Genomic DNA, 14,689 nt, shown 5'->3' with positions numbered 1-14,689 from the left:
TATCACTGCGCCGCGCCGTACTTCGCTAATAACGCGCGGGCGATCGCCAGGGTTTCTGCATCGGCGATGCCGCGATAATCACGCGGGCGGAAATGCATTTGAAACGCCGCAATCAGCTTGCGCTGCATCTGCGGCGTGGTCGCCGCCGCCACGTCGTAGCCATAGCGCTGCAGCGCATCCAGCAGTTCTGCCTGATCCACGCCTTCATCCGCCGCGCGTCCGTTAAGATAGCGCTGCACCGTTGCCTGCTCGGGCCAAGCGCCTAAACCGTGCTCTGCCAGCTGCTGCCAGGGAAACAGCGGACCGGGATCCTGCTTACGCTGCGGCGCGATATCGCTGTGCCCGACCACATTTTCCGGCGCGATGCCGTAGCGCTGAGTGATATCTTTGACCAGCGCCATCAGCGCGCTGATCTGCTGCGGCGTAAAGGGCTGCCACTGCAAACCCGTTAAGGTTCGACGATAACCACTGTTGACGATTTCAATACCAACCGAAGTGTCATTAATGCGCGTTGCGCCGCGCCAGAAACTCGGGCCTGCGTGCCACGCGAGTTGGCTTTCCGGCACCAATTGCCACACCACGCCCTTGCCGTTTTTATGCGGCGGATGCTGCGGAATCAGGTAGTGCGCGCTAACTTCCCGATCGGTTAGCGTCGCCAGCGAAGTGGAGAAATCCTCAGCGGTGTAGTGAATCACCACCACTTTAATTCGCGGCCGCGCGCCCTGCGCCGGATGCGCGATATCAACCCAGTAACCATGGCGCGCTTCAATCGATGACTGACAAGCGCTGAGTAACAGCGCCATCGCCAGCAGGACAACCACGCGCATTAGCGAATAATCACGGCGGTGCCGGTGACGCTCACCATCAACATGCTGCCCTCTTTGCCGACAGTTTCGTAGTCGATATCGATGCCCACCACCGCGTTGGCGCCGAGCGCTTTCGCCTGCTCTTCCAGCTCTTTAAAGGCGATCTGGCGCGCTTTGCGTAACTCTTTTTCGTAGGCGCCAGAGCGGCCACCGACGATATCGCGGATACCGGCGAAGAAATCGCGGAAAATATTGGCGCCGAGAATCGCTTCACCGGCGACCACGCCGCAATATTCACTGATGCTGTGTCCTTCCAACGTGGGCGTTGTAGAAAATTTCATGGTGTTCTCCTTTTCTGAATCAGCTCGTAGCGCTTAAAAGCAAGGCTATACTCTATGCTAAAAATGGCGCTTTGCCAGTGAACAATAAGGAAATCGAGATGAGAAACAATGCCTTTGCGCTGCTTATTCCCGCAGCGTTGCTGCTAAGTGCTTGTACCACCGTTGAGCCAGTGATTAAGGATAATGGCCCGCGCACCGCTGCCTGCGTTGACGGGGGTCCGGACGGCGTGGCGCAACAGTTCTACGATTTACGCGTCAGCCAGCCGACGCAAGGTTTGCCAGACAGCAACACGCTGGCGAAATATCGCCCTTACCTGAGCGATCGCCTGTATCAAAAGCTGCTGAGTGCCAGCAGCCAGAATCCGAAACCAGCGGCGTGGACCCGCGGCGATCTCTTTTCCAGCCTGGCGCAAGGCCCAACTTCAGCGGACGTGGCCAGCGCATCCACCATTCCTAACCGCGACGCGCGCAATATTCCGCTGCGGGTTGAGCTGAGCCGCGACAGCAAAACCTGGCAAGATGAAGTGCTGATGATCCACGAAGGCACCTGCTGGGTGGTTGATGATGTGCGTTATGTCGGCCAGGTGCCCCACGCTGGCGGCGGTTCGCTGACGCAGCTGCTGGAAGCGAAAAAGTAACCGTTCACTTTTCCCGCCGTTAATACCATTGATTAGCGCGCCGTATCCTTGCGGCGCTTTTTGTTGATATTTTGTGAACAAAATAGGGCTTGCCAGCCCTCATCCACCTTGAGTTGCGCGATTTTGTGCTACGCTTTGGAGGTTTCACTGCTCTTTAATAAATATTAACCCACCACAATTGCATAACTATTCTGGTGACGTTAAAATCCGCGACACTAATTACTATTCATTTTTTGCGCATGAGTATTCAACTAAACGCCATAAACTGTTTTTACGGTACCCATCAGGCCCTGTTCGATATCAACCTGGCTTGTCCGCAGGGTGAAACGCTGGTGTTGCTCGGCCCGAGTGGCGCGGGTAAAAGTTCGCTCCTGCGCGTCCTCAACTTGCTGGAGCAACCACGCTCCGGCAGCCTGCAGATTGCCGGCAACCAGTTTGATTTCACCAAAGCCCCTTCCGACAGCGCGATTCGCGAGCTGCGGCAGAACGTGGGCATGGTATTCCAGCAATATAATCTGTGGCCGCACCTGAGCGTGCTGCAAAACCTGATTGAAGCGCCGTGCCGCGTGCTCGGCCTCAGCAAGGACGCCGCGCGTGCGCGTGCTGAAAAGCTGCTGGACCGTCTGCGCCTGACGCCTTACGCCGATCGCTTCCCGCTGCATCTTTCCGGCGGCCAGCAGCAGCGCGTAGCGATTGCCCGTGCGCTGATGATGGAGCCGCAGGTGCTGCTGTTTGATGAACCGACCGCTGCGCTCGATCCCGAAATAACCGCCCAGATCGTCAGCATTATTCGTGAGCTGGCACAGACCAACATCACACAAGTGATCGTGACGCACGAAGTGGAAGTGGCGCGTAAAACCGCCAGCCGCGTGGTGTATATGGAAAACGGTCACATTGTTGAGCAAGGCGATGCCAGCCACTTTACACAGCCGCAAACCGACGCGTTTGCTAATTATCTTTCGCATTAAGTCAGGATGCTTCTAATGAAAAAAGTTGTAATTGCTGCCCTCCTTGCTGGCCTGAGCCTGAGCGCTTCAGCGGCACAGACATTGCGTTTTGCTACCGAGGCTTCTTATCCTCCGTTTGAATTCGTCGACTCTGATAACAAAATTCAGGGCTTTGATGTCGATCTGGCTAACGCGCTGTGTAAAGAGATGGATGCGACCTGCACCTTCACTAATCAGGCGTTCGATAGCCTGATCCCCAGCCTGAAGTTCCGTCGTTTTGACGCGGTAATGGCAGGCATGGACATCACGCCAGATCGTGAGAAGCAAGTGCTGTTCTCCAAGCCGTACTACGACAACTCGGCCATCTTCATCGCGCAGAAAGGCAAAATGGCTGACGTGGCCGCGCTGAAAGGCAAACGTGTAGGCGTGCAGAACGGCACCACGCACCAGAAATACCTCTCTGACAAACACAGCGACATCACCGTTGTGCCTTACGACAGCTACCAGAACGCGGTGCTGGATCTGAAAAATGGTCGTATCGATGCGGTATTCGGTGACACGGCGGTAGTGAACGAGTGGCTGAAGCAGAATGCCAACCTCGCGCCGCTGGGTGAGAAAGTGACGGACAAAGATTACTTCGGTACCGGTTTGGGTATTGCTGTGCGTCAGGGCAACAGCGAGCTGCAGGGCAAGTTCAATGCGGCGCTGGAGAAGATCAAAGCTGACGGCACCTACAAAACCATCTACAGCAAATGGTTCCAGCAGTAATTTCTGATGAATGAAATGATTCCACTCGCAAGCGCCGCCGGTATGACCGTCGGCCTTGCCGTTTGTGCACTGATCGCCGGCCTTGTGCTGGCGATGATTTTTGCTGGCTGGGAATCGCTGCGCTGGAAACCACTGGCGTGGCTCGGTACCGCGCTGGTCACACTGATTCGCGGCCTGCCGGAAATTCTGGTGGTGCTGTTTATCTATTTCGGCGCCTCACAGCTGCTGCTAACGCTCTCCGATGGCTTCCACATCAATCTCGGCCTGTTCGCTATTCCGGTGCAGGTGCAAATTGAAAACTTCGACGTCAGTCCCTTCCTGTGTGGTGTGATTGCGCTGGCGATGCTCTATTCCGCCTATGCATCACAAACCCTGCGCGGCGCGCTGAAAGCGGTGCCGGTGGGTCAATGGGAATCGGGCCAGGCGCTGGGGATGAAGAAGTCGGCGATTTTCCTGCGCCTGATCATGCCGCAGATGTGGCGTCACGCGCTGCCCGGTTTGGGTAACCAATGGCTGGTGCTGCTGAAGGATACTGCGCTGGTATCGCTGATCAGCGTGAATGATCTGATGCTGCAAACCAAAAGTATCGCTACGCGCACGCAAGAGCCGTTTACCTGGTATCTGGTGGCGGCGGCGATCTATCTGATTATCACGCTGTTCAGTCAGTTCGTGCTGCGCCGCATTGAATTGCGCACCACGCGTTTCGAGCGAGGGGCTTAAGCATGCTGGATTACTTACCCGAGCTGCTGAAAGGGCTACACACCAGCCTGACGCTGACCGTGGCATCGCTGATTGCGGCATTGGTGCTCTCTGTACTTTGCACCATCGTGCTGGCGCTCAAAGTGCCGGTGCTCAATTGGCTAGTGAAAGGCTATATCACGCTGTTCACCGGCACGCCGCTGCTGGTGCAGATCTTCCTGATCTATTACGGTCCCGGCCAGTTCCCCAGCATCCAAAACATTCCTTGGTTGTGGCATCTGCTGTCGCAGCCGTGGCTGTGTGCGCTGCTGGCGCTGTCGCTCAATAGTGCGGCTTATACCACGCAGCTGTTTTACGGTGCGGTGCGCGCCATTCCGTCCGGTCAATGGCAATCCTGCGCGGCGCTCGGCATGAACCGCAAAGATACGCTGCGCATTCTGCTGCCGTACGCCTTCAAGCGCGCCTTGTCGTCCTACTCCAACGAAGTGGTGCTGGTATTTAAAAGTACCTCGCTGGCCTACACCATTACGTTGATGGAAGTAATGGGCCACGGACAACTGCTGTATGGCCGCACTTACGATATCTCGGTATACGCTGCCGCTGGCCTGATCTATCTGGTGGTTAACGGCTTGCTGACGCTGATGATGCGTCTGGTCGAGAAGCGTGCGCTGGCATTTGAGCGTCGTAACTGATTTATTCCCTGCGGGCGCACTAAAAAAGCGCCCGCTGTTCGTTTAAATTAATAAGCAAAAATATTGCATATAAATTCATTAACTGGCATCGTGTAACCCGTTCCGTCTCTGGCATGGTTTACAGGAGTTACATAATGAAAAAATGGATCGTTGCTGCTGCGCTGGCAACTCTGGCAATGAATGCTTATGCGGCGGAAAAAATCCGCTTCGCCTCTTCCGCCACTTATCCCCCGTTCGAATCCCTTGATCACGACAACCAAATCGTGGGCTTCGATATCGATCTGGCAAAAGCACTGTGTCAGCAGATGAAAGCGGATTGCACCTTCACCAACAACGCCTTCGATAGCCTGATTCCGTCGCTGAAATTCCGTCGCTATGACGCAGTGATTTCCGGCATGGATATCACCGCCGATCGCAGCAAGCAGGTCGATTTCACCCAACCTTACTACGCTAACTCGGCGATTGTGATTGCGCATAAAGGCCAGTTCACCGACTTCAGCCAGCTGAAAGGCAAACGTGTTGGCGTTGAGAACGGCACCACACATCAGAAATACCTGCTGGAGAAACATCCGGAGGTGATTGCGGTGGCGTATGACAGCTATCAGAACGCGATTCTCGACCTGAAAAACGGTCGCCTGAACGGCGTGTTTGGTGATACGGCGGTGGTGAATCAGTGGCTCAAGGCCAATGACGATCTTAGCGCGGTAGGCGAGCACATCACCGATACCGACTTCTTTGGCACCGGTTTAGGTATAGCGGTACGCAAAGGCAATGAGCCGCTGCTGAACGAGCTGAACAGCGCGTTAGTGGCATTGAAGGCCAACGGCACTTGGCAGCAAATCAATCAGAAGTGGTTCCCGGAATAAGCATTATGGGATGGCGGAGCGTGCTGCCTGCCAGGTTCTGCACGTCCTCCGTGCAGGTGAACGTTACGCCGTCCCACCCTTCTTGCTCAGCAAGCACAGCACTTCAAAATGCGCGGTATGCGGGAACATGTCGAACAGCTGTACGCGGCTCACGTCATAATTGGCCAGACGCGCGATATCCTGCGCCATGCTGCTGGGATTGCAGCTGGAATAGAGAAGGTAATCCGGCGCCATCTCACTGAGATAAGCACACAACTCTGCGCCAATACCGCGACGTGGCGGATTCACTAATACCAGCTGCGGCACCGCTTCCCGTGAAGTGGCGAACTGCGTGGAATCCAGCGCGGCAAAACTCACTTTTTCTAATCCCAGCTGCTGCGCCGACTGCTGCGCACAGGTGATGGCTTCAGCATTGATTTCGATGCCGGTCAGCTGCATTTCGGGCGTTGCGCAGTGCAGGCCAAATCCCCCGACGCCACAAAACAGATCCCACATGCTGCTCACCGGTAACTGCGCGACCCAATCGCGCGCGGTGGCATAGAGATCGGCTGCAACCTGTGGGTTGGTCTGGAAGAAGCTTTGCGGGCGAATATAGAGCGGCACCTGATTAAAGCGCTCCGCCAGCGCCTGATCCGGCGTCAGCGCAATCTCTTCGTCGCCTTCAAGAATCGCCATATGCACCGGCTGAATATTGGCGGAAATCACCTTCAGCTGCGGCAGCTGCTGTTGCAGCCACGGCAAGGCGTCGCGCAGCTGCTGCAGCTTGCTGGTGGAACGCAGCACAAAACGCAGCATCATGCCGCCCTGCGTACTCTCCGTCAGCAGCAGAAATTTCAGCTCACCGCGTTTACGCGCCACGTTGTAGGGCGTTAAACCGGCGCGGGCGATAAAAGGTTTGAGCTGCGCGAACACCGCACTGAAGCTGTCGGGATAGAGCGGGCAAGCGCAGAGATCGACCGGTTCACCGTCGCGCGCCACCATGCCTAAAATCGGCCGCTCTACGCTCCCGCTGACTACCATTTTGGCCTTATTGCGAAACCCTTGCTGCGCGGATTGCACCGGCGGCAGCCATTCGCCCACCGGCTTTTCAGCCAGCAGTTGTTCAAGTAGCGACTGCTTATCGTTGAGCTGTTGCGGATAGGGTTTTTCCAGCCACTGACACGAACGACAGCGACCGGCATCATAAAGCGCGCAATGCATGCAAATGCCTGTATTCAAAATCGGGAGAAAAAATGGGGGGCGATTGTATCACCGGCGCCGGAAAAAAGCGCGACTGCTGGCGGGCACAAACAGCAGCCCTAATACCAACACATCCGGGAGCTTTTGCAGCAGCGTGTGATGAATGATCTGCGCATTACTTTCACCAGGAATGCTAAAAATTTCCGGGTAGATCCAGCCCACTGATGCCATCAACATGTAGATCAGCACAATGATTTGCGTCGCGACATAGCCCCAGCGCCCACGATTGTTACCGCGCATCAAAATAAAGGCGCAGCGCAGTTCAAACAGGAAGATCAGCTGGCTAGCGATAAAGATCAGGGTGGAATCCCAGGCTTGCGCGCTGCGATGCACGAAGTTGGCGAGTTCGTCGTAACCCAGTTCGTTGGCCAGCATCAACACGCTGAGGCAACGCGTAATGATGATAGCGCTGCCCGCCACCATCACGGGCACCGGTGTAGCGTTAATCATTGAACCGTGTTTCAGGGTTTCCGACATGGTGTCGCTCCGTAACCATAATAAAACGGGCCGATAAAATCAGCCCGTTCTTATAGTGACAAATGTTACGGCTTTCAGCCACGTTTTGCTTTCTGAATATCGCGTAAACGCTGCTTTTCTTCGTGCGCCATAAAGCGCCAGGCGATAAAACCAACTAAACCGACGACAAACAGAATCAGCGAGGCTAAAGCGTTGATCTCCGGATTGACGCCACGACGCACGGTGGCGAAAATCGCCATCGGCAAGGTGGTCGCGCCTGGGCCGGTCACGAAGCTGGCAATCACTAAATCGTCCAGCGACAAGGTAAACGCCAGCAGCCAGCCGGTAACGATCGCCGGCGCGATCATCGGTACGGTGATCACAAAGAACACTTTCACCGGCGTTGCGCCGAGATCCATCGCCGCCTCTTCAATTGAGCGATCCAGTTCACGCAGACGCGAATTGATCACCACCGCCACGTAAGCAGTACAGAAGGTCACGTGCGCCAGCCAGATGGTCAGCATGCCGCGATCGCTCGGCCAGCCAAGAGTATTGCCCATCGCCACAAACAGCAGCAGCAAGGACAAACCGGTGATCACATCAGGCATCACCAGCGGCGCCGTCAGCATAAAGGCGAAGCCGTTGTGTCCACGGAAGCGGCCAAAGCGCACAATCACCACCGCCGCCATGGTGCCGAGCACCACCGCCATGGTGGCTGAGAGCGCGGCGATGGTCAGGCTGAGTCCCACCGCATCCAGCATCGCCTGATCCTGGAACAATACGTTGTACCAGTGGAACGAGAAGCTCTCCCATACCGTGACCAGCGGCGAACTGTTGAAGGAATAAACCACCAGCAGCAGCATCGGCGCGTAGAGGAACATAAAGCACAGCAGCAGAATCACAGTGCGCCACGGAGAGCGAATAGTTGGTAACTGGCTCATTCTTTCTCTCCCACTTCACGGTTCTGATGTTTGTGGAACCAGATAATCGGCAATATCAGAATCAAGAGGATGATCACCGCCAGCGCGGACGCTACCGGCCAGTCACGGTTGTTAAAGAACTCCTGCCACAAAATACGCCCAATCATGATGCTGTCCGGACCGCCGAGCAGTTCCGGAATCACGTACTCGCCGACCGCCGGAATAAACACCAGCATCGAACCGGCAATAATCCCGCCTTTGGTCAGCGGCACAATCACGCTGAAAAAGGTCTTCAGCGGACGTGCACCGAGATCCAGCGAGGCTTCCACCAGCGAATAATCAATACGCGTCAGCGCGGTATAAATTGGCAGCACCATAAACGGCAGATAGCAGTAAACGATCCCGATATACACCGCCGTGTTGGTGTAGAGGATCACCAGCGGATGATCGATAAAGCCGAGCCACATCAGGAAGCGGTTGAGAATGCCGTTGTTGTTGAGCAGGCCCATCCACGCGTAAACGCGCACCAGGAACGAGGTCCACGATGGCAGGATCACCAGCAGCAGCAAAATAGTGCGCATTGACGGTTTGCTGTGCGCCACCGCCCACGCCAGCGGATATCCGATCATCAGGCAGATAATGGTGGAGATGCCCGCCACTTTCAGCGATGTCAGGTACGCATCGGCATACAGCGGATCGTCAGTCAGCGTGAAGTAATTACCGAGATTGAGTACCAGATTGAGCTGACCATCGGCCCAGGTGACCAAATCGGTGTACGGCGGAATAGCGCGCGCAATATCGGCAAAGCTGATCTTCAGCACGATCAGGAACGGCAGCAGGAACAGCAGGATCAGCCACAGATACGGCATGGCAATCACCAGCTTGCGGCCGTGCTGCATCTTGATGCGCGTCGCCCAGCGCTGCAGCGGCGTGCCCACCACTTCGGGCTCGCTGCGTTGAGAAATCTGGCTCATATCGCCCCCTTAAACCGTCAGAACCACACAGCTGTCGGCGTCCCAGCAGAGACGCACTTCATCGCCCCACGTTGGCGCGCCTTTGCGGTAGCGATGGGCGTTTTGCAACTGTGCGCTGATCATCTGGCCGCTGCGCAGGCGCACGTGATAAATCGACAGGTCGCCGAGATAGGCGATATGCACCACTTCACCTACGGCAAAGTTACAGCCATCGGCAGGCACCTCTTCGCACAGCATCACTTTTTCCGGACGCAGCGCCACATGGACCGGCACGTTATCGACGACAGAAACATCGGTCTGCACTTTCAGCGGATGCACTAAGCCCGGCGCATCAATGATCAGCGCGTCTTCACCGCGTTCGCGCAGCAAGCCTTCGAACACGTTCACCGAACCGATGAACTCGGCGCTGTAGCGGCTGGTGGGATGCTCGTAGATCTCTTCCGGCTCACCAATCTGCACGAATTTACCGCGGTTCATGATGGCGATGCGGCCCGCCATGGTCATCGCTTCTTCCTGATCGTGCGTCACCATCACGCAGGTGGCACCGACACGCTCGAGAATATCGACCACTTCGTGCTGCATGCGGTCACGCAGCTTTTTATCCAGTGCGCCCATTGGCTCGTCGAGCAGCAGCAGTTTTGGCCGCTTCGCCAGGCTACGCGCCAGCGCCACACGCTGACGCTGACCGCCAGAGAGCTGATGCGGCTTACGCTTCGCGAACTCCTGCATATGCACCAGCGACAGCATCTCTTCAACGCGGCTGCTGATTTCGCCTTTCGGCAGTTTGTCCTGCTTCAGACCAAAGGCGATGTTCTGCTCCACCGTCATGTGCGGGAACAGTGCGTAGGACTGGAACATCATGTTGATCGGGCGCTGATACGGCGGAACATGGGAGAGATCCTGCCCATCCAGCACAATCTGGCCGCTGGTGGGCGGTTCGAATCCCGCCAGCATGCGCAGCAAGGTTGATTTACCACAGCCGGATGCGCCCAGCAGCGCAAAAATCTCACCTTTGTAAATGGTCAGACTGACATCATCCACGGCGTGCTGGCCGTCAAACGATTTAGTCAGGTTGCGAATTTCCAGCAGCGGCGTCATCGCCTTAGCCGTTTTATTTGGGGGGCGGGGAATCGCGTCGTTCACTAACATTTCTCCGGCGCTAAAATCGCGCGGCACAGCCAGCCGCTAAAAATGGCACAACAGAGGCCATTACTGCGCCTCTGCTGTCGTCTTCAGGCAATAATCGTTCAGAACGAATTACTTACCACTTTTTACTTTAGTCCATGCACGGGTGCGCACACGATCCAGTTTCGGATCCTGGACCTTGAGCACAAACAGTTTGGCCATGGCATCCGGCGTTGGGAAAATGCCCGGATTGTTGCGCACGTCCGCATTGATCAACGGCAGCGAGGCTTTGTTACCGTTGGCGTAGTTCATGTTGTTGGAAACGTCAGCGATGACTTTGGGATCCATCATGTAATTAAGGAATTGGTAGGCGCCTTCCACATTTTTCGCGTCTTTTGGAATCGCGAACATGTCAAAGAATGCCAGTGCGCCCTGCTTTGGTACGATATAGCCGACATGCACGCCGTTGTTGGCTTTGTCCGCACGATCTTTCGCCTGCAGAATATCGCCCGACCAGCCAATCGCTACGCAGATGTTGCCGTTCGCCAGGTCGTTGATGTACTGCGACGAGTGGAAGTAACGGATGTTCGGACGCAGTTTCAGCAGCAAATCAGTCGCTGCGCCAGAGTAATCTTTCGCGTCAGAGCTGTTAGGATCTTTGCCAAGGTAGTTCAGCACAGTAGCGAAAATCTCTTCCGGCGCATCAAGGAAGGAAACCCCGCAGCCTTTCAGTTTTTCCAGGTTTTCCGGTTTCAGCACCAAATCCCAGCTATCCAGCGGCACATCTTTGCCCAGTGCGGCTTTTACTTTATCGACGTTATAGCCGATGCCGGTGGTGCCCCACAGATAAGGAATCGCAAATTTGTTACCCGGATCGTGCTGCTCCAGTTTCTTCATCAGTTCGGGATCAAGGTTTTTGTAGTTTGGCAGCTTGCTCTTATCCAGCTCCTGGAATACGCCGGATTGCAGCTGACGCGCGAGGAAGCTGGACGACGGCACCACCACGTCGTAGCCGGTACTGCCCGCCATTAATTTGCCTTCCAACACTTCGTTAGAATCAAAGACGTCATACACCACTTTATCGCCGGTCTGCTTTTCGAAGTTCGGCACGGTATCCGCCGCGATATAATCGGACCAGTTATACACATGTACCGTACTGCCTTCGGCCTGCACACCGCCGGCCGCAGCCATCAATGCACCAGCAACCACACCTGACAACCATTTTTGACGTTGGTTGAACATGTTTTACTTCCTCCTGAGCGGGTCATCACAACGCTGCATACACGGCGATCCGGACGTTGCGTTTTCTGTTAAATCACAGGCACACAATGAATCAATATTCAGCGGGAGTTTAATAGCAAAAACCTATACCTGCGCTGAGGTTGCACGTCTCAAGCAGCCCCGCAAGAATAGCCCCCCCGCACCACCTTCACCAGATCCCAGCTTAAAAAACGCCTTTTTGCGATGAGTTATGCATGTTTCTGCTATGGGGTTTGGCACTAGTGGCATAAAGCACGACTAATATCTGGCAATAAAGGGCAAAGTGCAGAATAAAAAGTGGTGGGGCAAAAATGAAAACTGCCGCAAAAAGCGGCAGTTAGCGAGGCGGGGAACTCAGTGCAGCATCGCGTGGCTGCTGGAGCTCGGCTGTCGCTCCTCTTCTTCTTCAACCACCAGCAGGTGGTTAGCAAAGGCTTCCATGATTACCATAGAAACGCCCTCTTCACTCTGCTTCATAAAGTGTGAGAACTGCCCGAAGGTTAATCCGGCGCTGGTACTGATCGACTGGCAGACAATCAGCTTCGGCAGATTGTCGTCCTGAATATCAACAAAGGCTTTAATCGTTAGCGAACTGGCATTGATCTGCGAGAGATCGCCCACCAGCGGAATCAGCGCCGTCGGTTTTACTTCTGCCAGCGCGGAGAAGAGGATAACGTTATCCACCAGGTCAATTTTTGCATCAAACACCCCGTCAAAATTCTGCATGTGCGGCAGGTGCAGTGCCTGACAGGCATCGCATTCGAACCAGGTGATATTTTGTTGATCCAGCCAGCGACGCAGTACGTCAATGTCCGGAACGACCAGTGAATCCATCGTAATATCCTGTGGGGTGAAGAAATAAGCGCCTTAGCTTACGGAAAAACCGATCTGGATGCCACGAAAACCGCTGAAAAGCGCCGGTTAGCCGCCGGTTTTAGGACGATAGCCGGGGCAAGCGTGCTGCTCAATCCACGTGATCATCATGGTGGCGATATCTAAACCGGTAACGCCCTCAATCCCTTCCAGTCCCGGTGAGGCGTTTACCTCCATAACCAGCGGACCACGTTGGGCGCGCAGGATATCCACACCGGCCACTTCCAGCCCCAGCGTGCAGGCGGCTTTCACCGCGATTTTGCGCTCCTGTTCAGTGATCTCCACCGCACGCGCTTTGCCGCCGCGATGCAGATTGGAGCGAAAATCGCCCTCTTTCGCCTCGCGCTCAATCGCTGCCACCACTTCATTGCCAATCACCAGGCAGCGAATATCGCGTCCTTGCGCTTCCTTGATGAACTCCTGCACCAGAATATGGGCATTGAGGCCACGAAAAGCGTCAATCACGCTCTCCGCTGCCTGCCGCGTTTCCGCCAGCACCACACCGATGCCCTGTGTGCCCTCCACCAGTTTCACCACCAGCGGCGCACCGCCCACCATCGCGATCAAATCATCAGTATCATCCGGCGAAGAAGCAAAACCGGTGATCGGCATATCAATGCCCTCACGCGCCAGCAGCTGCAGCGAACGCAGTTTGTCGCGCGCGCGGGTAATCGCCACCGATTCATTGAGGGGGTAGCTGCCGCGCACCTCAAACTGGCGCAGCACCGCAGTGCCATAAAAAGTGGTAGCGGTGCCAATGCGCGGGATCACCGCATCAAAATGCCCCAGCGCCTCGCCGCGGTAGTGCACTGCGGGCGAATCGGAATTGATGTTCATGTAGCAGGAGAGCGGATCGATCATCTGCACTTGATGGCCACGCTCCTCCGCGGCGTCGCGCAGACGCTTACACGAATAGATCGATCCATCGCGAGTGAGAATGGCCATTTTCATTAAAGAGTTCCTTGTGCTTAGCGCGTCGCCCAGCCCTGCTGATGCAGGTAATCCAGTATGAAGGGACGCGTTTCTTTGATAATCAGACGCTGAATCAGCTGACTCCAGGTTTCGGAACGCTGGTTGCTATCACGCTGCTGATAATAGGCGGTAATTTGCTCATCGTATTGCGCCAACAGATTTTTATCGACTGCATGATAGCGGTTTTCATGTACCAGCATCGCGTGCGGCATGCGGGGTTTAACATCGGGTGTATCAGCCGGATGACCGATGCAGAAGCCGAACAGCGGCAGCACAAACTTCGGCAGTTCAAGCAGCTCGGTCACTTCAGCGATGCTGTTGCGAATCCCGCCAATAAATACGCCGCCAAGGCCCAGCGATTCCGCCGCCACCATGGCATTTTGCGCCATTAGCGCGGTATCAACGCAACCGAGCAGCAGCTGTTCAGCACGCCCCAGTTGCGCATCCGGGCAGATCTGTTGATGACGATTGAAATCCGCGCAGAACACCCAAAACTCCGCCGCTGCGCTGACCCAAGGCTGGCCGCCGGTCAGCTGGACCAGCTGCTCGCGCTTAGCGGGATCGGTGATACGAATAATTGAGGAGCACTGTAAAAAGCTGGAGGTCGAAGCCGCTTGTGCCGCTGCAATGATGGCGCTGCGTTGCGCCTCGTCAATGCCCTGTTCGGTAAAAGCGCGAATGGAACGGTGGCTGCACAGTAAATCGATAGTCGGCGTCATAAATTCTCTCCGGTGGTTACTTCTTTTTGTTGGAATGATTGAACAATTGCGGGGCCATCGCCTTCGCCGTGCGCCACATCATCATCCATGCGGCAGGCAGCATCAGCGCGATACCAAGAAAAAACAGCAGCGTCGCCAGCGGCTTTTTGGCGATGAAATCAGGTGCGCTCACCCAATCGTTGGTAAGCAACAAGGCGCCAATCACGGCAAGCACGCCGAGCACTTCGAGTAGCAACACGGGTTTGGGTAATGTGGCGAGATTACGCATGCGATGGTTCCTTGATTGTTCTTTCAGCGTTAGCCGCATTTTACCCAATGTATAGGCGGTAAGTATTAGAGTAACAGGTATATTCTTCTTCCTTTAAGCAGGATGGGCGGGCATGATGTGACGCAT

At 55.4% G+C, this 14,689-nt stretch carries 18 protein-coding genes; 6 read left to right on the top strand and 12 right to left on the bottom strand.

Annotation, left to right across the window (positions count from 1 at the left end; all coding sequences use genetic code 11):
- Positions 1 to 2: 2 nt before the first annotated feature.
- Positions 3 to 827 (bottom strand): N-acetylmuramoyl-L-alanine amidase, encoded by an 825-nt coding sequence (locus tag P6287_RS06700; protein WP_277974698.1) that lies wholly within the window; start codon positions 825 to 827, stop codon positions 3 to 5.
- On the bottom strand, positions 827 to 1,147 hold the full coding sequence (locus P6287_RS06695; protein ID WP_007887640.1) for a heavy metal-binding domain-containing protein: 321 nt from the start codon (positions 1,145 to 1,147) through the stop codon (positions 827 to 829). The genes P6287_RS06700 and P6287_RS06695 overlap by 1 nt, the downstream gene beginning before the upstream one ends.
- A 98-nt stretch (positions 1,148 to 1,245) precedes the next feature.
- Between P6287_RS06695 and P6287_RS06690 the strand changes: the two genes are divergently transcribed.
- From P6287_RS06690 to artJ (P6287_RS06665), 6 genes are all read left to right on the top strand, one after another.
- The gene (locus P6287_RS06690) at positions 1,246 to 1,785 is read left to right on the top strand and encodes a lipoprotein (protein WP_217547102.1); all 540 of its coding nucleotides are present in this window, start codon (positions 1,246 to 1,248) and stop codon (positions 1,783 to 1,785) included.
- A 239-nt stretch (positions 1,786 to 2,024) separates the two neighbouring features.
- Positions 2,025 to 2,753 carry an arginine ABC transporter ATP-binding protein ArtP gene (gene artP / locus P6287_RS06685; RefSeq protein WP_101760978.1) on the top strand — a complete coding sequence of 243 codons (729 nt, stop codon included), beginning with the start codon at positions 2,025 to 2,027 and terminating at the stop codon, positions 2,751 to 2,753.
- 15 nt (positions 2,754 to 2,768) lie between these two features.
- Positions 2,769 to 3,500 carry an arginine ABC transporter substrate-binding protein gene (gene artJ, locus P6287_RS06680; RefSeq protein WP_008102446.1) on the top strand — a complete coding sequence of 244 codons (732 nt, stop codon included), beginning with the start codon at positions 2,769 to 2,771 and terminating at the stop codon, positions 3,498 to 3,500.
- A gap of 6 nt (positions 3,501 to 3,506) precedes the next feature.
- Positions 3,507 to 4,220: an arginine ABC transporter permease ArtQ gene (gene artQ / locus P6287_RS06675; protein WP_110865829.1), complete on the top strand. Its 714-nt coding sequence runs from the start codon at positions 3,507 to 3,509 to the stop codon at positions 4,218 to 4,220.
- Between the two features lie 2 nt (positions 4,221 to 4,222).
- Positions 4,223 to 4,891 (top strand): arginine ABC transporter permease ArtM, encoded by a 669-nt coding sequence (gene artM / locus P6287_RS06670; protein ID WP_008102451.1) that lies wholly within the window; start codon positions 4,223 to 4,225, stop codon positions 4,889 to 4,891.
- A gap of 134 nt (positions 4,892 to 5,025) precedes the next feature.
- Positions 5,026 to 5,757 carry an arginine ABC transporter substrate-binding protein gene (gene artJ, locus P6287_RS06665; RefSeq protein WP_097094391.1) on the top strand — a complete coding sequence of 244 codons (732 nt, stop codon included), beginning with the start codon at positions 5,026 to 5,028 and terminating at the stop codon, positions 5,755 to 5,757.
- Between the two features lie 63 nt (positions 5,758 to 5,820).
- On the opposite strand, the gene rlmC is transcribed toward artJ (P6287_RS06665), so the two are convergent.
- The 10 genes from rlmC to P6287_RS06615 form a co-directional block, all read right to left on the bottom strand.
- The gene (gene rlmC, locus P6287_RS06660) at positions 5,821 to 6,957 is read right to left on the bottom strand and encodes a 23S rRNA (uracil(747)-C(5))-methyltransferase RlmC (protein WP_277974697.1); all 1,137 of its coding nucleotides are present in this window, start codon (positions 6,955 to 6,957) and stop codon (positions 5,821 to 5,823) included.
- A 48-nt stretch (positions 6,958 to 7,005) separates the two neighbouring features.
- Entirely contained in the window at positions 7,006 to 7,473 is a 468-nt protein-coding gene (locus tag P6287_RS06655; RefSeq protein ID WP_101760982.1) for a YbjO family protein, read from the bottom strand.
- Between the two features lie 74 nt (positions 7,474 to 7,547).
- A complete protein-coding gene (potI, locus tag P6287_RS06650; protein WP_101760983.1) occupies positions 7,548 to 8,393 on the bottom strand; it encodes a putrescine ABC transporter permease PotI in 846 nt (281 codons plus the stop codon).
- Positions 8,390 to 9,346: a putrescine ABC transporter permease PotH gene (potH, locus tag P6287_RS06645; RefSeq protein ID WP_192413896.1), complete on the bottom strand. Its 957-nt coding sequence runs from the start codon at positions 9,344 to 9,346 to the stop codon at positions 8,390 to 8,392. The genes potI and potH overlap by 4 nt, the downstream gene beginning before the upstream one ends.
- A gap of 9 nt (positions 9,347 to 9,355) precedes the next feature.
- A complete protein-coding gene (gene potG, locus P6287_RS06640) occupies positions 9,356 to 10,489 on the bottom strand; it encodes a putrescine ABC transporter ATP-binding subunit PotG (RefSeq protein ID WP_158238594.1) in 1,134 nt (377 codons plus the stop codon).
- A gap of 114 nt (positions 10,490 to 10,603) precedes the next feature.
- Positions 10,604 to 11,713 (bottom strand): spermidine/putrescine ABC transporter substrate-binding protein PotF, encoded by a 1,110-nt coding sequence (gene potF, locus P6287_RS06635; protein WP_192413898.1) that lies wholly within the window; start codon positions 11,711 to 11,713, stop codon positions 10,604 to 10,606.
- Between the two features lie 372 nt (positions 11,714 to 12,085).
- Entirely contained in the window at positions 12,086 to 12,565 is a 480-nt protein-coding gene (locus P6287_RS06630; RefSeq protein ID WP_008102469.1) for a YbjN domain-containing protein, read from the bottom strand.
- 87 nt (positions 12,566 to 12,652) lie between these two features.
- Positions 12,653 to 13,555 (bottom strand): 30S ribosomal protein S6--L-glutamate ligase, encoded by a 903-nt coding sequence (gene rimK / locus P6287_RS06625; protein WP_101760987.1) that lies wholly within the window; start codon positions 13,553 to 13,555, stop codon positions 12,653 to 12,655.
- Between the two features lie 17 nt (positions 13,556 to 13,572).
- On the bottom strand, positions 13,573 to 14,295 hold the full coding sequence (gene nfsA / locus P6287_RS06620) for an oxygen-insensitive NADPH nitroreductase (RefSeq protein WP_101760988.1): 723 nt from the start codon (positions 14,293 to 14,295) through the stop codon (positions 13,573 to 13,575).
- Positions 14,296 to 14,311: 16 nt separating this feature from the next.
- Complete coding sequence (locus P6287_RS06615; RefSeq protein ID WP_101760989.1) at positions 14,312 to 14,563, bottom strand: DUF1418 family protein; 252 nt, start codon at positions 14,561 to 14,563, stop codon at positions 14,312 to 14,314.
- Positions 14,564 to 14,689 lie beyond the last annotated feature (126 nt).

The sequence above is a fragment of the Pantoea sp. X85 genome (genome assembly GCF_029623675.1).
GTDB lineage: Bacteria > Pseudomonadota > Gammaproteobacteria > Enterobacterales > Enterobacteriaceae > Pantoea > Pantoea leporis.
The sequence above is the reverse complement of the archived record's forward strand: the minus strand, read 5'-3'. Positions and strand labels throughout refer to the sequence as shown.